Source organism: Streptomyces sp. NPDC058373 (genome assembly GCF_042723275.1).
Taxonomy (GTDB): Bacteria; Actinomycetota; Actinomycetes; order Streptomycetales; family Streptomycetaceae; genus Streptomyces.
The window spans coordinates 127,885-148,196 of sequence record NZ_JBHXJE010000006.1; the positions used below are offsets into that span (position 1 = coordinate 127,885).

At 72.0% G+C, this 20,312-nt stretch carries 23 protein-coding genes; 12 read left to right on the top strand and 11 right to left on the bottom strand.

Features of this window, described 5'->3' with window-relative positions:
* Positions 1–53: 53 nt before the first annotated feature.
* The gene (locus ACFWMZ_RS06445; RefSeq protein WP_383181368.1) at positions 54–1,178 is read right to left on the bottom strand and encodes a DUF5954 family protein; all 1,125 of its coding nucleotides are present in this window, start codon (positions 1,176–1,178) and stop codon (positions 54–56) included.
* 145 nt (positions 1,179–1,323) lie between these two features.
* Here ACFWMZ_RS06445 and ACFWMZ_RS06450 point away from each other — a divergent pair, with 145 nt between their 5' ends.
* The 5 genes from ACFWMZ_RS06450 to pstB all read left to right on the top strand — a co-directional run bounded on the left by ACFWMZ_RS06450 (position 1,324) and on the right by pstB (position 6,221).
* Positions 1,324–1,773, top strand: a complete 450-nt coding sequence (locus tag ACFWMZ_RS06450) for an NUDIX hydrolase (RefSeq protein WP_383199777.1) — start codon at positions 1,324–1,326, stop codon at positions 1,771–1,773.
* 174 nt (positions 1,774–1,947) lie between these two features.
* Positions 1,948–3,075 (top strand): phosphate ABC transporter substrate-binding protein PstS, encoded by a 1,128-nt coding sequence (gene pstS / locus ACFWMZ_RS06455; RefSeq protein WP_383181362.1) that lies wholly within the window; start codon positions 1,948–1,950, stop codon positions 3,073–3,075.
* 154 nt (positions 3,076–3,229) lie between these two features.
* A complete protein-coding gene (pstC, locus tag ACFWMZ_RS06460; protein ID WP_383181359.1) occupies positions 3,230–4,318 on the top strand; it encodes a phosphate ABC transporter permease subunit PstC in 1,089 nt (362 codons plus the stop codon).
* Positions 4,315–5,391, top strand: a complete 1,077-nt coding sequence (gene pstA, locus ACFWMZ_RS06465; protein ID WP_383181356.1) for a phosphate ABC transporter permease PstA — start codon at positions 4,315–4,317, stop codon at positions 5,389–5,391. Before pstC ends, pstA begins: the two co-directional genes overlap by 4 nt.
* 53 nt (positions 5,392–5,444) lie before the next feature.
* Entirely contained in the window at positions 5,445–6,221 is a 777-nt protein-coding gene (pstB, locus tag ACFWMZ_RS06470; protein ID WP_383181353.1) for a phosphate ABC transporter ATP-binding protein PstB, read from the top strand.
* A gap of 178 nt (positions 6,222–6,399) precedes the next feature.
* On the opposite strand, the gene ACFWMZ_RS06475 is transcribed toward pstB, so the two are convergent.
* On the bottom strand, positions 6,400–7,398 hold the full coding sequence (locus tag ACFWMZ_RS06475; RefSeq protein ID WP_383181350.1) for an anion permease: 999 nt from the start codon (positions 7,396–7,398) through the stop codon (positions 6,400–6,402).
* Between the two features lie 5 nt (positions 7,399–7,403).
* Entirely contained in the window at positions 7,404–8,024 is a 621-nt protein-coding gene (locus ACFWMZ_RS06480; protein WP_383181347.1) for a DUF47 domain-containing protein, read from the bottom strand.
* A 290-nt stretch (positions 8,025–8,314) separates the two neighbouring features.
* On the opposite strand from ACFWMZ_RS06480, the gene ACFWMZ_RS06485 reads away from it, so the two are divergent.
* Positions 8,315–8,767, top strand: coding sequence for a metal-sensitive transcriptional regulator (locus tag ACFWMZ_RS06485; RefSeq protein WP_383181344.1), 453 nt, complete (start codon positions 8,315–8,317; stop codon positions 8,765–8,767).
* A gap of 37 nt (positions 8,768–8,804) precedes the next feature.
* Here ACFWMZ_RS06485 and ACFWMZ_RS06490 read toward each other — a convergent pair whose 3' ends face one another.
* Positions 8,805–8,978, bottom strand: coding sequence for a hypothetical protein (locus ACFWMZ_RS06490; protein WP_383181341.1), 174 nt, complete (start codon positions 8,976–8,978; stop codon positions 8,805–8,807).
* A gap of 423 nt (positions 8,979–9,401) precedes the next feature.
* Here ACFWMZ_RS06490 and ACFWMZ_RS06495 point away from each other — a divergent pair, with 423 nt between their 5' ends.
* Entirely contained in the window at positions 9,402–9,557 is a 156-nt protein-coding gene (locus ACFWMZ_RS06495; protein ID WP_383181205.1) for a hypothetical protein, read from the top strand.
* A gap of 9 nt (positions 9,558–9,566) precedes the next feature.
* On the opposite strand, the gene ACFWMZ_RS06500 is transcribed toward ACFWMZ_RS06495, so the two are convergent.
* Both ACFWMZ_RS06500 and ACFWMZ_RS06505 read right to left on the bottom strand, forming a co-directional pair.
* Positions 9,567–10,313, bottom strand: a complete 747-nt coding sequence (locus tag ACFWMZ_RS06500) for a phosphatase PAP2 family protein (protein WP_383181202.1) — start codon at positions 10,311–10,313, stop codon at positions 9,567–9,569.
* 297 nt (positions 10,314–10,610) lie between these two features.
* Positions 10,611–11,777: an NlpC/P60 family protein gene (locus tag ACFWMZ_RS06505; protein ID WP_383181199.1), complete on the bottom strand. Its 1,167-nt coding sequence runs from the start codon at positions 11,775–11,777 to the stop codon at positions 10,611–10,613.
* Between the two features lie 155 nt (positions 11,778–11,932).
* Between ACFWMZ_RS06505 and ACFWMZ_RS06510 the strand changes: the two genes are divergently transcribed.
* The gene (locus tag ACFWMZ_RS06510; RefSeq protein ID WP_383181195.1) at positions 11,933–12,439 is read left to right on the top strand and encodes an FBP domain-containing protein; all 507 of its coding nucleotides are present in this window, start codon (positions 11,933–11,935) and stop codon (positions 12,437–12,439) included.
* Between the two features lie 129 nt (positions 12,440–12,568).
* Positions 12,569–13,171 carry a DinB family protein gene (locus tag ACFWMZ_RS06515; protein ID WP_383181192.1) on the top strand — a complete coding sequence of 201 codons (603 nt, stop codon included), beginning with the start codon at positions 12,569–12,571 and terminating at the stop codon, positions 13,169–13,171.
* 27 nt (positions 13,172–13,198) lie between these two features.
* Here the strand turns inward: ACFWMZ_RS06515 and ACFWMZ_RS06520 are convergent, their stop codons facing one another.
* The 3 genes from ACFWMZ_RS06520 to ACFWMZ_RS06530 form a co-directional block, all read right to left on the bottom strand.
* Positions 13,199–14,545, bottom strand: a complete 1,347-nt coding sequence (locus ACFWMZ_RS06520) for a S8 family serine peptidase (protein WP_383181189.1) — start codon at positions 14,543–14,545, stop codon at positions 13,199–13,201.
* A gap of 237 nt (positions 14,546–14,782) precedes the next feature.
* Positions 14,783–16,117 carry a hypothetical protein gene (locus tag ACFWMZ_RS06525; RefSeq protein ID WP_383199779.1) on the bottom strand — a complete coding sequence of 445 codons (1,335 nt, stop codon included), beginning with the start codon at positions 16,115–16,117 and terminating at the stop codon, positions 14,783–14,785.
* Positions 16,118–16,309: 192 nt separating this feature from the next.
* Positions 16,310–16,819, bottom strand: a complete 510-nt coding sequence (locus ACFWMZ_RS06530) for a hypothetical protein (protein ID WP_383181183.1) — start codon at positions 16,817–16,819, stop codon at positions 16,310–16,312.
* 79 nt (positions 16,820–16,898) lie between these two features.
* On the opposite strand from ACFWMZ_RS06530, the gene ACFWMZ_RS06535 reads away from it, so the two are divergent.
* The 3 genes from ACFWMZ_RS06535 to ACFWMZ_RS06545 are packed head-to-tail and all read left to right on the top strand — an operon-like array spanning position 16,899 to position 18,732.
* Positions 16,899–17,744, top strand: a complete 846-nt coding sequence (locus tag ACFWMZ_RS06535; protein ID WP_383199781.1) for a helix-turn-helix domain-containing protein — start codon at positions 16,899–16,901, stop codon at positions 17,742–17,744.
* Positions 17,741–17,986 carry a DUF397 domain-containing protein gene (locus ACFWMZ_RS06540; protein ID WP_383199783.1) on the top strand — a complete coding sequence of 82 codons (246 nt, stop codon included), beginning with the start codon at positions 17,741–17,743 and terminating at the stop codon, positions 17,984–17,986. Before ACFWMZ_RS06535 ends, ACFWMZ_RS06540 begins: the two co-directional genes overlap by 4 nt.
* A complete protein-coding gene (locus ACFWMZ_RS06545; RefSeq protein WP_383199785.1) occupies positions 17,983–18,732 on the top strand; it encodes an aminoglycoside adenylyltransferase family protein in 750 nt (249 codons plus the stop codon). The genes ACFWMZ_RS06540 and ACFWMZ_RS06545 overlap by 4 nt, the downstream gene beginning before the upstream one ends.
* Positions 18,733–18,737: 5 nt before the next feature.
* Here the strand turns inward: ACFWMZ_RS06545 and ACFWMZ_RS06550 are convergent, their stop codons facing one another.
* Both ACFWMZ_RS06550 and ACFWMZ_RS06555 read right to left on the bottom strand, forming a co-directional pair.
* The gene (locus ACFWMZ_RS06550; protein WP_383181171.1) at positions 18,738–19,292 is read right to left on the bottom strand and encodes a GNAT family N-acetyltransferase; all 555 of its coding nucleotides are present in this window, start codon (positions 19,290–19,292) and stop codon (positions 18,738–18,740) included.
* Between the two features lie 199 nt (positions 19,293–19,491).
* A complete protein-coding gene (locus ACFWMZ_RS06555; RefSeq protein WP_383181168.1) occupies positions 19,492–20,196 on the bottom strand; it encodes a GNAT family N-acetyltransferase in 705 nt (234 codons plus the stop codon).
* Positions 20,197–20,312 lie beyond the last annotated feature (116 nt).

Sequence of the window (20,312 nt, forward strand, 5' to 3'; positions counted from 1 at the left end):
CGAAGCCGTAGCGGCCGTCCGGCCTCCCCGCGCGGAAGGCCGGACGGCTCCGCTCACACCCGGTCCGCCTCGCTCCCCTCGGCCTCCGCAGCCTCGTCCTCCCACTCATGGTGGATCACCCCGTCCTCGTCCAGGCGCGGCCTGATCTGGCAGGGCTCCTGGACGTTGACGTCGGAGGGGCGGGGGCCCTCGGGGCCGTCGGGGCCCCAGCGGACCAGGCGGCGGGCGCGGGCGACGCGGTGGAGGGTGCCGAGGACCTCGACCTCGTTGAGGCGTTCGGCCCGGACGCGGTCGGCGGCGTCGGCGTACGCCTCCGGGGCGGCGGCCACCTCGAGGGTGGCGGCGGCCATGCAGCTGCGGGCGTCGTCCTGGCGGTTGCCGAAGTCCCAGGCGATGAGGCCCTTCTCGCGCGGCTCGAACCAGCTGAGGCTGAAGACCAGGGACTTGCGGGCCCAGTACGGGGCGGCGTGCAGGGAGCCGCCGAGCTGCCAGTTGCCGCCGTTGCGCTGCACCAGCCGGAAGGTGACGGGCAGGATCAGCACGTCCGGGTGGGTGGAGATGGCCCGGCGGGCGTCCTGGCGGAAGTCGTCCGGGAAGGTGGCGGCGGTCTGGACGAGGCCGGTCATCAGGAGCCGCTCGGCGGCCTGGCTGGGCGTGAGGGGTGCGTCCGGGTCGAGGATCACGTCCTCGTCGAGCCGGCCTTCGCTCTGCTGCTCGCCGCTCTGGAGGACGGGCTCGGGGTCGGTCGGGCGGGGCGTCTCGATGCCGTGGGGGCCGACGGCGGCGTACTCGTCGGCCCGGACGACACGGAAGCGGGTGCCGAGGACCGTCAGCTCGTCCAGGCGCTCGCGCTCCAGCCGGGCGATCCACGGCAGCAGGGTGCGCCGCTCCTCGCGGGTGGCGGACTCCTCCTTCGCCCGCAGCCAGAGCATGTCCATGAGGGCGTCCCGGGCCTGCTGCGGGCAGCCCTCCTTGGCGGCCGAGACGACCCGCCAGCGGGAGTCCTCGCCCTCGGTCTCCTGCGCGGCCACGCCGAAGAGGGGCCCGCGGATCAGTGCCGTGTCGACGTCGAGCGGCGCGTCGCAGGCGTCCGCCTCCGTGACCGCCTCCACCGGGTCCTCCGGTGCGCGCACCACGATCCTGCGCGGGCCGGGCCACGCCTGCATTCCGTCATTCATGCCCGCATCCTGCCGATCCGGGCGGGCCTGTGACCGGGTTTCCGGCATTCCTCCCCTCCCCCATCCAGCCCAGCCACCGGGCCCGATGTCCGGCCCGGCGGCCCGGGTGGCCGTCGACCCCGCCCCCGCTCGGCACACTGGTGCCATGTCCGATGCCAAGCCCGTCCCGATCCAGGCCGCCGGCTGCGTGCTGTGGCGGCGCGCGCCCGAACCGGACGGACACCCCCTGACCGTCTGCCTGGTCCACCGCCCCAAGTACGGCGACTGGTCGCACCCCAAAGGGAAGCTGGAGCCCGGCGAGGACCCGCTGACCGCCGCCGTCCGCGAGGTCCGCGAGGAGACCGGGCAGGACTGCCTGCCGGGCGCGCCCCTGTCGACGCTCGGCTACGAGGCCGACGGGCGCCCCAAGGTGGTGCGGTACTGGGCCGCCGAGGCGACCGGAGGAACGTTCACGCCGAACCACGAGATCGCCGAGGTGCGCTGGGTCCCGCCGGAGGAGGCCCTGCTCCTGCTCACCCAGCCCCGCGACCGCGACCTCGTCGCCGAACTGCTGCGGCTCCTCGGCCCACCGGGCCCGGCCGGACCGGACACCTGAGCGGCCGGACAGCCGGGCACCCCGGACGCCGGGGGAACCAGTCCGACAGGGGAGGTTCACCCCCCGTTCACTCCCGCCAGCAGACGGCGTCACCTGATCTGCCTAATTTCGGCCTTACGCGAGCGAGCCGCGAGCACCGCGGACTCGGACGGTTTCTGGAAGGAATCCCCGACAGTGAAGCTTCAGCGCAACAACAGGGCTCGCGCCCTGACCCTCGGTGCACTCGCCCTGTCCGGCGCCCTGGCGCTGACGGCCTGCGGCTCGGACGACACGGGCGGCACCACCGGCGGCAGCGGCCAGGCGAGCGCCTCCGCGGCCGACGTCGAGTGCGGCAAGGGCGGCCAGCTCCTCGCCTCCGGCTCCAGCGCGCAGAAGAACGCGATGGACGTCTGGATCAAGAACTACCGCGCCGCCTGCCCGGACACCCAGATCAACTACAAGCCCGACGGCTCCGGCGCCGGTGTCACCGCCTTCCTCCAGGGCCAGACCGCCTTCGCGGGCTCCGACTCGGCGCTCAAGCCCGAGGAGATCGAGAAGTCCGCCGAGGTCTGCAAGGACAGCCAGGCCATCGACCTGCCGATGCTCGGCGGCCCGATCGCGATCGGCTACAACGTCCCCGGCGTCGACAAGCTGAACCTGGACGCGGCCACCCTCGCGGACATCTTCAACGACAAGATCACCACCTGGGACGACGAGGCGATCAAGAAGCTCAACCCGGACGCCGAGCTGCCCGACACCAAGATCCAGGCGTTCCACCGCTCGGACGAGTCCGGCACCACGGACAACTTCACCAAGTACCTGAAGGCCGCCGCGCCCAAGAGCTGGCCGTACGAGCCGGGCAAGGCGTGGGAGGCCAAGGGCGGCCAGTCCGCGCAGGGCTCCTCCGGCGTCGCCCAGCAGGTGAAGCAGACCGCCGGCGCCATCTCGTACTTCGAGCTCTCCTACGCCACCGACGGCATCAAGACCGTCGACCTGGACACCGGCGCGGGCACCCCGGTCGAGGCCACCGTCGACAACGCCTCGAAGGCCATCTCCGAGGCCAAGGTCGTCGGCCAGGGCAAGGACCTCGCCCTTGAGCTGGCGTACGACACCAAGGCCGAGGGCGCCTACCCGATCACCCTGGTGACGTACGAGATCGCCTGCGAGAAGGGCAACAAGGCCGAGACCCTCGACGCCACCAAGTCCTTCCTCACCTACATCGCCGGTGAGGACGGCCAGGAGCTCCTGAAGGACGGCGGCTACGCGCCGCTGCCCAAGGAGATCGCCGACAAGGTCCGCGCCGCCATCGCCGACCTGGGCTGACGCCCACCGCGGGCCGGGCACCCTCCCAGGGGCCCGGCCCGCACCGCCCTCCGCCGAGGGCACACCCCATCCGCTCGATTCCGGTGCACCGCCGCCGCCAGGGCACGAGAACCGGCCACCGCAGCCCCCTCGCGCCCGCAGACCGGAGAAATAGATGGACATGTCCATACACACCCCACCGGGAGCAGGGGCCCCGCACGACCACGGCCCCGGCCCCGGCACCGGCCCCGACCGCCCCGACCGCCCCGACCGGTCCACCGGCGGCCAGGTCCCGCCCCACGACCACGGCCCGGGCACCGCCCCGGCCCGCCCCCGCACCGTCACCCACCTCGGCGACCGGGTCTTCGCCGGCCTGTCCCGGGGCTCCGGCATCGCCCTGCTGGTGATCATGGCGGCCATCGCGGTCTTCCTGACCTACCGCGCGGTCGGCGTCCTGGCGATCAACGACGGCAACTTCCTCACCTCCTTCGAGTGGAACGCCAACGCCAGCCCGCCGGACTTCGGCATCGCCGTGCTGGTCTACGGCACGGTCGTCAGCTCCGTCATCGCGATGGTCATCGCCGTACCGATCGCCGTCGGCATCGCGCTCTTCATCTCGCACTACGCGCCCCGGCGCCTGGCGACCCCGCTCGCCTACGTCATCGACCTGCTGGCCGCGGTCCCCTCGATCGTCTACGGCCTGTGGGGCGCCCTCGTCCTGGTCCCGCACCTCGGCGGGCTCTACGAGTGGTTCGACGACTTCTTCGGCTGGACCGGCGTCCTCTCCTACCAGGGCGGCGCGGCCCGCTCCCTGTTCACCGTAGGCATCCTGTTGGCGATCATGATCCTGCCGATCGTCACCAACGTCAGCCGCGAGGTCTTCCTCCAGGTGCCGAAGATGCACGAGGAGGCGGCGCTCGCGCTCGGCGCCACCCGGTGGGAGGTCATCCGCATGTCGGTGCTGCCCTTCGGCCGCTCCGGCATCATCTCCGCCTCCATGCTGGGCCTGGGCCGCGCGCTCGGCGAGACCATGGCCGTCGCCACGGTCCTCTCCCCCAGCTTCACGATCATCGTCAGCCTCCTCGACCCGGGCGGCGGCACCTTCGCGCAGAACATCGCCAGCAAGTTCAGCGAGGCCAGTGAGCAGGGCCGGGACGCGCTCATCGCCTCCGGCCTGGTCCTCTTCGTCATCACCCTGCTGGTCAACGGCGGCGCCCGGGCGATCATCGCCCGCCGCAAGGAGTACTCGGGGGCCAACGCATGAGCACCGCGACCACCACCAGCCCCGCCCCCGCCCCGGGCGGCCCGGCCCCCCGGCTCAGCGCCGCGCGCCTGCCGCGCTGGACCCCCTGGGTCGTCGCCGTCGGCTCCGTCGCCGCCGGTTCGGCCGTCGGCCTCGCCGCCGGACTCAGCAGCAAGGTCCAGTGGGGCCTGATCGCCGGCCTGCTGTACGTGGCCGTCAGCTACGCGCTGACCGCCCGCGTCGAAGGCCGCCGCCAGGCCAAGGACCGCCTCGCCACCAGCCTGGTCTACGCCTCCTTCGTCCTCGCCCTGGTCCCGCTGCTCTCCCTGCTCTGGGTGACCCTGGCACGGGGCGTGAAGGTCCTCGACGGCTACTTCCTCGGCCACTCGATGGGCGTCATCGGCGACGCCGAGACCGGCGGCGGCATCTACCACGCGATCATCGGCACCCTGGAGCAGGTCGGCCTCGCCACCGTGATGGCCGTCCCGATCGGGCTGCTCACCGCGGTCTACCTGGTCGAGTACGGCACCGGGCGGCTCGCCAAGGCCGTCACGTTCTTCGTGGACGTCATGACCGGCATCCCCTCGATCGTCGCGGGCCTGTTCATCTTCAGCTTCTGGATCATGATCCTCGGCTTCCAGCCGTCCGGCTTCGCCGGTGCGCTCGCCCTCGCCATCCTGATGATGCCGGTGGTGGTCCGCTCCACCGAGGAGATGCTGAAGCTCGTCCCCAACGAGCTGCGCGAAGCCTCGCTGGCGCTGGGCGTCCCCAAGTGGCGCACCATCCTCAAGGTGGTGCTGCCCACCTCGGTAGGCGGCATCACCACCGGCGTCATGCTCGCCGTGGCCCGCGTCGCCGGTGAGACCGCCCCGGTGCTCCTGCTGGTGTGGGGCAACCCCCTCATCAACATGAACCCCTTCGAACAGGGCCAGTCCTCCCTGCCGCTCTACGTGTACCAGCAGTACGCGGCGGGACAGTCGGCCTCGATCGACCGCGCCTGGGCGGCGGCCCTCGTCCTCATCGCCTTCGTGATGATCCTGAACCTGGCAGCCCGCGGCATCGCCCGCTGGAAGGCCCCGAAGACCGGCCGCTGAGGCCACGACAACCGGCTCCGTCCGCGGGGCCACGCGGGAAGTGTGAGAAAACCATGGCCAAGCGAATCGACGTCAGCGGCCTGACCGCCTACTACGGCTCCCACAAGGCGATCGAGGACATCTCGATGACTGTGGAGCCCCGCTCCGTGACGGCCTTCATCGGCCCGTCCGGCTGCGGCAAGTCCACCTACCTGCGCACCCTCAACCGCATGCACGAGGTCACCCCCGGCGGCCGCGTCGAGGGCAAGGTCATGCTGGACGACGAGGACCTGTACGGCTCCTCCGTCGACCCGGTCGCGGTCCGCCGCACCATCGGCATGGTCTTCCAGCGCCCCAACCCCTTCCCCACCATGTCGATCTACGACAACGTGGCGGCCGGGCTGCGCCTCAACGGCAACACCAAGAAGGCCGACCTCTCCGACGTCGTCGAGAAGTCGCTGCGCGGCGCCAACCTCTGGAACGAGGTCAAGGACCGGCTCAACAAGCCCGGCTCCGGCCTCTCCGGCGGCCAGCAGCAGCGCCTGTGCATCGCCCGCGCCATCGCGGTCGAGCCGCAGGTCCTCCTCATGGACGAGCCCTGCTCGGCGCTGGACCCGATCTCCACCCTCGCCATCGAGGACCTGATCGGGGAGCTGAAGGAGCGGTTCACCATCGTCATCGTCACCCACAACATGCAGCAGGCGGCCCGCGTCTCCGACCGCACCGCCTTCTTCAACCTGGAGGGCGTCGGCCGCCCCGGCAAGCTCGTCGAGATGGACGACACCGAGCGGATCTTCTCCAACCCGTCCGTCCAGGACACCGAGGACTACATCTCCGGCCGCTTCGGCTGACCCGGCCCGGGGCCGCCTGGCGCGCCCCGGCCGCCCCCGACCCCCCGCGGTGCTGCATGGCGGTGCCACCGCGGGGACCCGCCCGGGCCCGCCCGGCGGGGGTACGCGAACGGGCCCGCGCCCCTCTCCCAGGGGTGCGGGCCCGTTCGCGTACGGCTTCGGGGGCGGTCGCCCGGCGCTACAGGAAGGCCAGGTTGACCGCGTAGAAGCAGACCGCGGCCACCAGGGCGGCGGCGGGCATGGTGATGAACCAGCCGAGGATGATGTTCTTGGCGACGCCCCAGCGGACCGCGTTGACCCGCTTCGTCGCGCCGACACCCATGATCGCGGAGGTGATCACGTGGGTGGTCGAGATGGGGGCGTGGAACATGAAGGCCGAGGCGAACATGATCGAGGCACCGGTGGTCTCGGCGGCGAAGCCCTGTGGCGGGTCCAGCTCGATGATCTTCCGGCCGAGGGTCCGCATGATGCGCCAGCCGCCCGCGTACGTACCGAGCGAGAGCATCAGCGCGCAGGAGATCTTGACCCAGATCGGGATCTCGTCGCCGGCCTGCTGGACGTCGGCGATGACCAGCGCCATCACCACGATGCCCATGGTCTTCTGCGCGTCCTGCAGACCGTGGCCGAGCGCCATGCCGGCCGCCGAGACGGTCTGCGCGATGCGGAAGCCGCGCTTGGCCTTGTGCGGGTTGGCCCGGCGGAACATCCACATGATCAGGGCCATCACCAGATAACCGGCGACGAGGCCGATCACCGGCGACAGGAACATCGGGATGACGATCTTGTCGAGGACGCCGGTCCAGATGACGCCGATGCCCCCGGCCAGGGCCGCGCCGACCATGCCGCCGAAGAGGGCGTGCGAGGAGGACGACGGGAGCCCGAAGTACCAGGTGATGAGGTTCCAGACGATGGCGCCGACCAGCGCGGCGAAGAGAATCCACATTCCCTTGTCGCCGTGGGGCGTCTCGATGAGCCCCTCGCTGACGGTCTTCGCGACGCCCTGCCCGAGGAAGGCGCCCGCGAGGTTCATGACGGCGGCCATGGCGAGCGCCGCCCGGGGCGTGAGGGCCCGGGTGGAGACCGAGGTGGCGATGGCGTTCGCCGAGTCGTGGAAGCCGTTCGTATAGGTGAAGCCGAGCGCGACAGCTATCGTCACGACCAGCGCAAACGTGTCCACGAGAGTCAGGACTCCTTGACCGCGATGGTCTCCACTGTGTTGGCGACGTGCTCGAACGCGTCGGCCGCCTCTTCCAGCACATCGACGATCTGCTTGAGCTTCAGCACATCCATGGCGTCGTACTTGCCGTTGAAGAGGTGCGCGAGGAGCTTGCGGTGGACCTGGTCCGCCTGGTTCTCCAGCCGGTTGACCTCGATCCAGTACTCCGTGAGGTTCTGCATCGTGCGGAGGTTCGGCATCGCCTCGGCGGTCAGCTCGGCGGCGCGCGAGAGGACCTCGATCTGCATGTCGACGCCCTTGGGCAGCTCGTCGATCTGGTACAGCACGACCAGGTCGACGGCCTCCTCCATGAAGTCCATGATGTCGTCGAGGGAGGACGCCAGGGTGTAGATGTCCTCCCGGTCGAACGGGGTGATGAAGGAGGAGTTGAGCTGGTGGAAGATCGCGTGGGTCGCGTCGTCCCCGGCGTGCTCCGCCGCCCGCATCCGCTCCGCGATCTCGGCCCGAGCGGAGGTGTCCGCCCCGAGCAGTTCCATCAGGAGCTTCGAGCCCGTGACAATGTTGTCCGCAGAGGCGGCGAACATGTCGTAGAAGCTCGTCTCCCTGGGGGTCAGACGAAAGCGCACGTGGGGTCCTCGGGGTGCTCTGGATTCGGTCAGGGTGATGCTAGGCGCATCATCCGGCCACGGCTAACCGGCAGCCCCTCAGTGTTGCCTATCCCGCACCACGCGCGGCCGGACCGCCCTGCCAAGGCAGGACGGCGAAAGGCGAAGTTCGGTACCATATACCCACCTGGGGTATACGGGGAGGGTGGTTCCGGCTGGTTCCGGACAACCGTCCGGCCCCAGGCCGACGATACGACTTCTCGCTTCCGTACCCCCGCCCCGCCCCCCGACACCCCCACCAGGAGGACGCGATGACGACCACCGAGGCCGGAGCTCCGACCCCCGCCGCACCCTCCGCCGACCAGCGGGGGATCACGCCCGGCGACGCCGCGGACACGCAGGCGCACCAGGGGGCGGACGTGACGAACGAGACAGCAGGTCAGGCAGCTGACGCCGAGATCGTCACCGACCACGACCGCGGCGTCCACGGCTACCACCACAACAAGGCGGAGCACCTCAAACGCCTGCGCCGCATCGAGGGGCAGATCCGCGGGCTCCAGCGCCTGGTCGAGGAAGACGTCTACTGCATCGACATACTCACCCAGGTCTCCGCCAGCACCAAGGGCCTCCAGTCCTTCGCCCTCCAGCTCCTGGAGGAGCACCTGCGCCACTGCGTCGCCGACGCCGCCCTCAAGGGGGGCGACGAGATCGACGCGAAGGTGGAGGAGGCGACGAAGGCCATCGCCCGCATGCTGCGGACCTGACGGGGACCGGCCCCTGACGGGTCTGGGTGGGGCTGGACTACTCCTCGCCCCGGCACCCGGCGCCGACCGGAACCCGGGACTCACGGACCCGGAGGACCTCGTCGATGACGGCGAAACTGAGGCGGTCGCCGGCGGCCGTGGAGGCGACGATCATCAGCTCGCCGCACAGCTCTATCTCTGCGAGCGCCACCGCGTCCTGCACCCCGCCCATCCCCACCTCACCCCTTCCCGCGCCTCCGTCGACCCCCCAGCGTAGGCAGCCCCCCACCCACCCCGACATGACACAGAGGGACCATTTCCCCCTCCCCCCAAGTGACCCCATGGGGGGGGCGCCCCCTGAACCTTTGGCCTCAATCGCCGGCCGGGCTTCGGGTGGCCTCAAACGCCGGCCGGGCTTCGGGTGGCCTCAAACGCCGGCCGGGCTTCGGGTGGCCTCAAACGCCGGCCCGGCTCCCTATAGCCCGGCCGGCGCTAGAGGCCACCTATAGCCCGGCCGGCGCTTGAGGCCGAAGATCAGCCCGGCCGGCGCTAGAGGCCACCTATAGCCCGGCCGGCGTTTGAGGCCGAAGATCAGCCCGGCCGGCGTTTGAGGCCGGCTCGGCCCGGCCGAGGGGAGGCGGGTAGCGTGGGAGGCGTGGCAGAGCCAATCGCACCCCCCGCGCCCCACACCACCACCACCGTGGAAAAGGGCCGCTTCTGCACAGCCCACTGCACCTGCGGCTGGACCGGCCCCGCCCGCCGAGCCCGCTCGAAGGCCCGCTCGGACGCGGAGACCCACGAGTCCCACTGACCGGACCGGTCAGGCGGCGAGATCCCGGTCCCGTCGCCGCCCCAGGCCGACCTCGCCGGACTCGTCCCGTACCTCGTCGTCCTCCGAGGAGGCGGCCTCCTCGGAGACGGCCTCGTCCCGGGCGCCCGAGGGCGGCGCCCACGCCAGCCACCCCAGCCCCGCCGTCCGGCCGGCCAGCCGGACCAGGGGCGTGAGCAGCGCCGAGGCCGGCGGCGAGAGCAGCAGCGCCACGGCCGTGCCGAGGGCGAGCCCCCCGATCACGTCGGTCGGATAGTGCACCCCCATGTACACCCGGCTGAACCCGAGCAGCGCGGCCAGCGCGATCCCGGCCAGCCCGGCCCGCCGGTGGGCGATGAACAGCCCGACGGCCAGCGCCATGGCCAGCGTCGCGTGATCGCTGACGAAGGAGAAGTCGGTCTTGCCGCCGACCAGCTCTTCGACGCCCCGGTGCTGCTCGGCGGGGCGGGGTCTGCCGACGAAACCCCTGATCGGGATGTTGACCAGGAGGGCGATCCCCGCGGCGAGCGGCGCCCAGACGACGGCGGCGACCGCGCCCGCGGCCTCCTCGCGGCAGGCCGTCCGCCGCACCCGCCACCACGTCCACAGGGTCAGCAGGACGAGCGCGAGCACCAGCCCGTACTCACCGGCGAAGGAGACGACGCGGTCGACCCAGTCGGGGGCGGTGACGGCGAGGCCGTTGATGTCGTAGAGCAGACCCACGTCAGGGTTCGACCCGGTGGTCTCCAGTCCAGCCATCGCGGTGCGGCCCCTTGTCTGCTCGCCTGCCGGCACACCCTGACGTGTGCCTCTTCTGCCTTCGCAACCCCCGTGGTCCGAAGCGACGGAACCCCCACCACTGTGGTGACGGTCCGTCCGGTGCGTTCTGCTGCGTGGTCAGTGCGGCGTGCTGCCCCCGACCAGGAAACGCCTCTGGGCCCGCGCGCCGTTCCACCCTCCACGGAACGATCACCCTCCTGTTATCGAAGAGAGATCCATCCTCGCAGCTCAGAGCCAGATTCTGACACAGAGTTCAAGCCACCTTACCGTGCGCGTTCAGGACGTGGGGGCCCTTGACACCGCCGGGCCCCCGGCCTGGTCCGAACGGCCCTCACCGTCCTCCCGCCGCGCCTCCCCTGACGCCCTGTCCGCGTCGGACCCGCCCTGCCCGTCGGGCTGCTCCTCGGACTGATCCCCGGGCTCGCCCTCGTTCGCCTCCTCGGCGGGAGCGGTGGGCAGCGCCTCGGCCCCCGCGGCGGTCACGCGGGTGGCGCCGAAGTAGTCGGGGGTGTCGATCCGGTCGAAGCGGATGACGGCACCGGGGCGCGGCGCGTCGATCATGTACCCGCCGCCCACGTAGATCCCGACGTGCCGGATGGCGCGCGAGTTGGTGAGGTCGTCGGAGAAGAAGACGAGGTCGCCCGGGAGCAGTTCGTCCCGCGCGGGGTGCGGCCCGGCGTTGTACTGGTCGTTGGCGACGCGCGGCAGCGTGATCCCCGCCGTCTCGTACGCCGCCTGCGTCAGCCCCGAGCAGTCGAACCGCCCGCCCTGCTCGGCGGTCCCGGTCCCGCCCCACAGGTAGGGCGTCCCGATCTTCTGCTGGGCGTAGTGGATGGCCTGGGCCGCCTGCTTGGACGGCTCGACCCGCGTCACCGGCCGGGCGAAGCTCTCCGACAGGTCGGTGATGGTCTTCACGTAGTTCTGCGTCTCGCTGTACGGCGGTACGCCGCCGTACTTGATGACGGCGTACGGCCCGGCGTTGTACGCGGCGAGCATGTTGTGCGTCGGGTCGCCCGGGGCGTCCTTCACGTACTTGGCGAGCTCGCAGTCGTAGTAGGCGGCCGACGGGATCGCGTCACGCGGGTCCCAGACGTCGCGTACGCCGTCCTTGTTGCCGTCGATGCCGTGCGTGGCCCAGGTCCCGGGGATGAACTGGGCGATGCCCTGTGCGGCGGCGGGGCTCTGCGCCTTCGGGTTGAAGCCGCTCTCCTGGTACAGCTGGGCGGCGAGCAGGGCCGGGTTGATGGCCGGGCAGAGGTTGCCCCACTGCTGCACGAGGGCCTGGTACTGCGCGGGTACGGCACCCTTGGCCAGCCCGACGGCGCCGCCCGCCGCCCCGCCCGCCATCGACCCGGCCGCCGCCAGCGTGCCGACGAAGAGCAGCGCGACGAACCCGAGGCACGCCGTGATCCCGATCCCGCCTGCCACCAGAACCTTTTTCACGCCCCCAGGGTCCCCCATCCCGGGCGGCGCGGAACAGATTTCCCGCAGACATGACGCAGACCACGCGTGTCCGGCCGGTATATGACGTCGCCTCAGCGCGTCGGGGGCGGAAATCTCCGTGCACCCCCCACCCACTCCCCCTAAGGTCGACCCCCGTGGACCCGCTGACCGAAAAACAGATCCGTGGCTCGTTCGTGAACGGCACGAAGGGTGAGGCGTCCCGCCTCCGCCTCCCGCTGGACTTCGCCGAGCTGCCCTGGCCCGATCTCGACTTCCTCGGCTGGGTCGACCCGGGCGCCCCGCTCCGCGCCCACCTCGTCGTCCCGCGCGAGGCCGAGGGCCCGCTCGGCATCTCCCTGCGCGTCCCGGCCGTCGGCCGCACCAGCGCGATGAAGTCCAGCCTCTGCCAGATCTGCCTGACCGGACACGCCTCCTCCGGCGTCACCCTCTTCACCGCCCCCTTGGCGGGCCCCCGCGGCCGCCAGGGCAACACCGTCGGCATGTACTTCTGCGCCGACCTGGCCTGCCCCCTCTACGTACGCGGCAAGCGCCAGCCCCCACTCCGCTCCGGCCGCCAGGAGGAGTCCCTCACCACCGAAGAACGCGTCACCCGCATGATGACCAACCTCGACGCCTTCGCGGCCAAGGTGCTCAACGGGTGAGGCCCCTCACCCCGCCCGGCCAAATCCCAAGCCCGGCCAAATCCCAAGCCCGGCCAGCCGAACCCCAGCCCGGCCGGCGCTTGAGGCCACCCCCTGGCGCCCCCCGCAGGGGCAGGGCACACTCCGCCCATGACCCACCCCAGCCCCAAGGCCGACCTGATCCGCTACCTCCAGGAGTCCAGAGACGCCCTGCTCTGGAAAGTGGACGGCCTGTCGGAGTACGACGCCCGCCGCCCCCTCACCCCGACAGGCACCAACCTCCTCGGCCTCGTCAAACACCTCTCCGGAGTGGAACTGGGCTACTTCGGCGACACCTTCGGGCGCCCGTACTTCACCGAGCAGCCCCCGCCCCCGTGGTGGTGGACGCGGGCCACCGACGACCACGCGGACATGTGGGCCACCCCGGCCGAGTCCCGCGAGGAGATCACCGGCCTGTACCGGCGGTCGTGGCACCACGCCCAAGCCACGTTCGACGCCCTGCCGCTCGACGCCGTCGGCCACGTCCCGTGGTGGCCCGAGGAGCGCCGCGCCGTCACCCTCCACCACGTCATGGTGCGGGTCACCGCCGACACCCAGCGGCACGCGGGCCACGCCGACATCCTCCGCGAACTCATCGACGGCTCGGCCGGGATGCTGGAGGGCAACGACTCCCTGCCGCCGGGCGACGCCCAGTCCTGGGCCGCCCACCACGACCGCGTGGAGCGGGCAGCCAAGGAGGTGGACGCCCGCTGACCCACGCCCGGCGCGAGGCGGCCCCGCTCACCTCCGCGTCAGCGCCGGTACGAGCAGCGACGCGTCCAGCGTGCCCAGGCCGCTGGCCAGGTCGTAGCCCCGGGTGGCGCGGTGGCCGTCGTCGCCGTTGGTGCCGTTGGTGAGGTCGAGCAGGCCCGCCTTGCGGCCGGTGTCGACGTTGCGCCCCAGCTCGTACAGGTGGTGGTGGAGCCGCCCCACCCGGTCCCCCGCCTCCTGGTCGGCGACGGCGACGATCCCCGCGAAGAGCGGCGCGGCCAGGCTCGTCCCGGCCATCGGCACCCAGGTCGGTGTCTTGCCGTCCTCCGTGAAGTGGATCATCGTCGAGCCGTCCCCGGAGGCCGTCATCGCCAGGTCGGGCACGCCGCGCTTCCCGCCGACCACCGACTCGACCCGGTTCTGGTAGGAGGGCCGGGCGAACACCTCGGAGACCCCGCCGCCCGACGCGCCCGCGCGGTCGTCCCAGACGGCGTCCGGGTCGGTGCGCTGCCCCTCGTCGGAGAGACCGAGCCGCGTCCCGCCCACCGCGAAGACGCTCGGGTCCGACGCGGGCCACGACACCCCCTGTACGGGCTTCCCGCCCTCCTCGGTCGGCGCGGCCCCGTCGTCCCCGGCAGGTGCCACGACCGTGATGCCCTTCCGGGCCGCGTCGAGAAACACCGGGGCCATCTCCTTGAGCTCGTCCCGGAGTTCGCGCCCCATCGGGCCCTTCTCCGGCACGACGTAGCTGACCGAGAGCACATCGGCCGAGTCGTCTTCGATCACCTGCCGCGTCACGTCGGCCAGCCGCCGCGCCCCGGCCGCCGTCAGCCCCTCGTCGGCCTCGCTCCGCGCCGCGTCCACCTGGTGCAGCACGACCTTCGCCTCCGGCGCCATCGCGTGCACCGCCTGCACGGCCAGGGTCGCGTCCTTGGCCTGCGCCACCATCACGTCGCTGTCCCAGTCGAACGGCGCGGCCTCCCCCGACTCGGGCCCGTGCCGCACCACCTCCACCTGCGGCGCCGCCAGCCGCGACTTCTCGCTGAACGCCCGCAGATCCGCCTCCAGCACCGGCGACCCCACCGGCATCACCACGGCCACGGTCTGCCCTTTGCCGGTCGCCTCCAGCTCCCCCAGCCCGTAGACGGTCCGCAGCTGGTCGAAGGTGTAGCAGGCGGTCCGCTGCTCGTTGCGGCACGCCTCCTGCGCCTGGAGCACCGACGGGTCGGGCTCGGCCGCGACCGGCGTCGCCGACGCCTCGTCCCCCGGCACCTGCCGCCCCGTGCGCGCACTCTCGGTCCGCCCCGGCTCCTCCTCCGCCCCCGCGCCCTGGCACCCCGCCGCCAGCATCGCCCCGGCCACCACGGCAACCCCCACCCGCGTCCTCGCTCCCCTGCCCATACTCCGGCCCTCCACGACGACACCCCCGGACGACCCGGGGCCATCCCACCCTCCGCCGCCGTGGGAGGGGCGGCGAGCTCGAGGGGGCCGGTCGGGTGACGGGGCCGAGGCCGTACGCCCGTCCCTCACCGCCGCAAGGTGAAGCTCTTGCCGGCCGGGCGGGAGACGATCTGGTACTCCGGGCACCTCGCTTCATGGCTCATGGTCCATGGCTCACGCTCCGGGCCCGGCCCACCCCGGCGCCCGCACCGCCTCCTCGTACACCGTGCTGCCCGGCAGCGGCACCCCTCTGAGCTGCGAACCTCTCGCCGGGCCGTTGATGTGGAAGGCGGCCCGTACGGCGGCGGCGCCGGTGATGGCGGTCTCCGGGGTGACGGAGTAGTCCGTGGGGTCGGGTGGGAGGTCGCCGTACAGGGCCAGTTCGCGGTGGCAGGCGTTGCACAGGCCCGGCTGGAACATGATCGCGTTGCAGTTGGTGCAGGTGGGCCGGGCCACCGGGCGGGGTTTCGGGGCACGCGGGGCGGGCTTCTTGCGGCGTAGGCGGTCGGCGACGAGGGCGGCGGCCGCGTGGACCCGGGCCGGGAGGCCGCTGGTCAGCGCGTGGAGGACGGACGCCTCGTCGGCGCCGACCGCGAACCACTCGTCCAGCAGGGGCGCCAGTCGGCGGGCCTCCTCGGCGCCGAGCGTCAGCCGCCGGTCCCGCCGGCCGAGGCGGGAGAGCAACTCGGCGCTCCCGGTGAGGGGTTCTTCGCGGCGAGGGCGCTGGGGCGCGTCTGCCGGGTCGGGAGGCGGCGCCGCACCCTCGACCGCCTCCGAGCCGTCCCAGACGATCTCCGGGGCCTCTGGGGCCCCTGGTGGCGCTGCGGGGGCCTCGGGTGCCGGTGCCGTACGGCAGCCTTCGTCAGGCTTACGCGGCCCGGGGACCTTGACCGCCGACGGAGCCGGAGCCGGAGCTGCGGCCTCAGCCCTCGCCTTCCCGCCGGTCCCGCCACGAGACGCGCCGCTCACCCGGCGGCCTTGCTCCGCCGTCTCGTCGCGCTTCGTCCGGCGGCGCTTCGCGAGGCGTTCGCCGTCGTCGCCGCCGTCCCTCTCGGGGGAGGGGTCTCCCAGGGTGGGGGGTCTTGTAGCTCCCGTTTTAGTCCCCGTATGGGGATGGCCGGGGCCGCCGACGGACGGTTCACCGGCGTCCGGGTTTCCGGACATTGTTTCGCGTGCGCCCACCGGTTCCGGCACGTACGGCTCGCCCGACTCGGCGACGTACGGCATGTCGAAGACCTCGTAGTGGGTGGTGAGGCGGCCGGTCGCGCCCCGGCTCTTCACCCGGCGCAGGTACTTGGCCTCCTCCAACTGGCGCAGGGCGGCGGCCACTCGGTCGCGACCCTCGGCACGCTGTGCGGCGAGCTGGCGCACGGAGGTCCTGCTGCCGTCGGGGAGCCCGAGGAGGTAGGTGAGGATGCCCGCGGCGGTCCACGAGAGGCGCTTGTCGCGCGCCGTGGCGTTCGGCAGGGTGGTGAAGGAGCGCTTCGGCGCGCTACGGTAAATGCGCATTCGGGAAGGTCTTGCTTCCTGGTGTCGTGACGGCAGGGAGCGGCAACTCCCGTGTACGTCTGCCCCCGTGTGCTTCGCACCGGGGGCTTTTCCTATGAGCGGGCATATGCGCCGCTCGACGGCGACTCTATGTGCGGCCGAAAGGACGAAGGCAAGCCCGAACAGGCATTTTGGGCCCGCACAGAACGATATTCACTCTCCCGAGTGAAGCGCGGACGACGGAGGGTCTGAGTCCACTTCTCCGAGCCCACCCAAGTCACCCGCCGCCCAAGCGAGCAGAGTGCTGCGCAGCAGCAGCGGATGCACCAACTCGCCCGTCGTGCCGGGCAGGTGCCGCCACTTCAACGGCCACGTCCACCCGCCCATCGCCGGAACCGGAATGAACGCGATCCGCCCCGACTCCCCCGTCAGCCGCGTCACCCCGTCCGGCCAACTCCGGTGTCCTGTCGAGCCGACCGGCACCAGGAAGTACACCGACCGCCGCCCTCTCACCTCCTCGACCACCGGGCCCGGCTCCCCGAGGGTCATCTGCGCCATCGCCTCGGCGACCACCCGCCCGGCACACCCGTCCACCCGGACGGCGTCGAACCGCACTCCGGCCTTGCGCAGTTGAATGCCGCAGGTGGGCACCCACTCCAGTTGCGTCGCGTGACTTTCCGTATTCATAGGACCAGTGAAGTACCCCGGCAGTACCGTTTCCATGACTCTCTGTCGATGATCGCCAACACTGGGAAGTCGGCGGGTGCGCCACGAGACCGTTTGAGTTCGTTTGAGTTCAGAGGTGACCGCATTGGGGCGAGAAGAGACCACCAACGAGGACCGCCCGACGAGCGGTTTCGTCGCCGAGATCGTCCGCATCCAGCGCAGGAAACACGGCCTCACACAGGACGGGCTGGGCGACCTCATCGGCTGGACCGGTTCCGCCATCAGCGCCGTGGAGACCCGCGCGCAGCCGATCAGCGACGAGATGCTGGCTGCCTTGGAGCCGGTCATCGGGGACGGGCTGGGCTTGTTCACCTCGGCCCGCAAGTACGTCCTCAGGGAGAAGTTCCCGAAGCGGTTCCGCAGCTTCTCGATACTGGAGTCGGAGGCGCTGAGCATCTCGACGTACGAGGACTTCGTGGTCGGCGGCCTGTTCCAGACCGAGGAGTACGCGCGGGCGTTGATCGGAGGCGGCCACCCCTCACCTCTTGATGAGAAGCGCGAGGAACTGGTCGAGGCGCGCAGGAGTCGGCGGACCCTTTTCGACCGCGAGGAGTCGCCCCTTCTTGAGCTGGTCCTGGACGAGTCAGTGTTGCATCGCCCCTTCGGCAGTAGGCAGATTCTTCGAGACCAGCTCCTCTCCTTGGTAGAGGACGCGAAGCGCCCCAACGTGAGCGTTCAGGTAATTCCGTTGGACCGCGGACTGCGAGGCAGCCATGCTGGTGACCGTGGCCCCATGCACCTGGTGGAGACCAAGGACCATGAGCGCGTCGTCTACATGGACATCGAGGATCAGGGCATCCTCGTCAGCGGTCTCGGTGAGGTGTCTCAACTCATGCACCGCTATGCGAAGATCCGGGCGCAGGCACTGAGTCCGGACGACTCCGTGGAGCTCATCGAGCGGTTGGCAGGAGAGATGGCATGAACAACACCCTCCACTGGTTCAAGTCCAGCTACAGCAACAGCGGCGGCGGCGCCTGCGTCGAGGCGGCCTTCGCCTGGCACAAGTCCTCTTACAGCGACGGCGGCGGCGGTGACTGCGTAGAGGTCGCCCTCTGCGCCTGCCCCACCCCCGCCACCATCCACATCCGCGACTCCAAGAACCCCTCTGGCCCCACGCTCACCCTCAGCAGCACCGCGTGGGCGGCGTTCCTCGCCTCCGCGTGACGCAGGTCGATGAGGTCGCGGCTCTCGTCCGCGAGCTGGTGGCCGGGGGCGACCTGGTCGGCATGTACCTGTACGGGTCGGCCACGGTCGGCGGGCTGCGGCCGTACAGCGATCTCGACGTGTTCGTGGTCGTGCGGCGGGGGCTCGCGGACGGGCAGCGACGGGGGCTCACCGACGGGCTGCGGGGGATCTCCGGGGCGCCGGGGCGGCCCGTGGAGCTGACGGCGGTGGTGCTCGGCGAGGTGGTGCCGTGGCGGTATCCGCCGCGCCAGGAGTACCAGTACGGCGAGTGGCTGCGGGACGCCTACGAGCGCGGGGAGGTCCCGGCGCAGCGTACCGACCCGGATCTGGCGCCGCTGATCAGCATGGTCGTCGCGGACGGCCGGGCGCTGGCGGGGCCGTCGCCGGGCGAGGTGCTGCCGCAGGTCCCGCCCGCCGACCTGGCGCGGGCGGTCACCGCCGGGGTGCCGGAACTGCTGGCCGGCCTCGCCGACGACACCCGTAACGTCCTGCTCACCCTGGCCCGCGTCTGGGTCACGCTCGCCACCGGGGCGATCGTGCCGAAGGACGCGGCGGCCGAATGGGCGCTCGCCCGTATGCCCGAGGAGCACCGGGGTGCGCTGGCGCACGCGCGGGAGGTGTACCTCGGGGAGGCGGAGGAGAGCTGGGGACGGGTCGGGCCGGGCCACGTCGCGGACTGTGCCGCGTATCTGGCGGGGCAGGCAAGGGGGTTGGCGGCGGGCTGACCGGGTCACTCCCCGCGCTCGCCCCACTCCTCCGCCAGGACCGCCCACAGCTCCATGTCGAGGTGCCGGCCCCGGTGGACGTAGGCGGAGCGCAGGACGCCTTCGCGGGTCATGCCGAGGCGGCGGGCGACGGCGATGCTCGGCGCGTTGTCCGTGGCCACGTGCCATTCGACGCGGCGCAGCCCGCGCTCCGTGAACGCCCAGTCGATGATCGCGCGGCAGGCGCGCGTCACGAGCCCCTGGCCGACGGCGGACGGCTCCAGCCAGCACCCCGCCTCGGCGATCCCCCGCGCGGCGTCGAAGGTCCGGAAGAGGACGCCGCCGACGAGCGTCCCGTCCCGCCAGATCCCGTACAGCCGCCCGGCGTCGGCCGCCTGCTTCTCCGCGTACGCCTGGAGGAAGGCGCGGCTCTCCACCGGGTCGCGGACGACGTCCGGCAGCCCGTTGCGGGCCCCGGCGTACTCCCGCGCCCGGTCCATGTGCGCCAGGAACTCGTCCGCTTGCCAGGGCTCCAGGGGACGGAGTTCGGCGCCTTCGACGCCGAGGGGGTGGGTGAACATGCGGGCCTTCCGGTCGCCGGAGTGGGTGCGGAGCGCCGGGGGATGCTCTCACGGGAGCGGCCGGCCCGCAGGCGCTTTTGTGCGTCCCCGCTCGGGACCACGGGGACGCTGTTCGTGGCGGCGGGGGCCGTGGTGCTGGTGGCCGGGGAGGCGCGGCGGGCGGACAGGGGCGCGGGGAGGCGGGCGTACGGGAGCGGGTTCACGCCCCGCGGCGCGCGTCGCCGGGTGCCCACGCACCCCGTTCGATCCGCCACACCACGTCCGTGCCGCTGTCGCCCGGGGCCCGTGGGGGCGGGGTCGGCTGGCGGCGGTGTTCCGTGAAGCCGAGGCGGCGGGGGACGGCGGCGCTGGCGGTGTTGGCGGCGTCGTGGGCGATCTCGACGTGGGCCACCCCCGGGAGGGTGGTAAAGGCTTCCGTGACCAGGGCGGCGGCGGCCCGGGTGGCGAGGCCCCGGCCGGTGGCGGCGGGGTGGAGCCAGTAGCCGAGCAGGCGGGCTGCCGGGCTGCCCTCGGGGGCGCGGTAGAGGGAGCAGCTTCCGGTCAGGGTGCCGTCCGGGGGCGTGGTGATCGCGTAGTTGTAGGCGTCGCCCGCCTCCCACAGGGGGTCGCAGTCGGCGAGGAAGGCGCGGGTCCGTTCGGGGGACTGCTCCGAGGCCCACGGCATCCACGGGCGGAGGTGGTCCAGGGAGGCGTCGATGAGGGCGAGGAGGGGGGTCAGGTCGGTCTCGGCCCGCCAAGGGCGGAGGGCGAGGGCGCCGCCGCAGTCAAGGCGGGTGCGGGGGCCGGGCGCGGGTGGGGCGGGGAACGTGGTCGCGAGTGGGGCGGGGGACGTGGCGGGGGCGGTGTCCGGCGAGAGGGCGGGGCCGCGCGGGGAGCTGGGTGTCGTGGGTGGCGTGGGTGTCATGGGTGGGATGGTTCGCGGGCGGTGGCAAAGGGGCAACCGGCTTTTCAGGGGGCCCCGGTTGTTCGCGGGGTTCGGGGGTGAGCCCCAGCCCCGCCTCCAGCTCCCTCTCTCAGGAC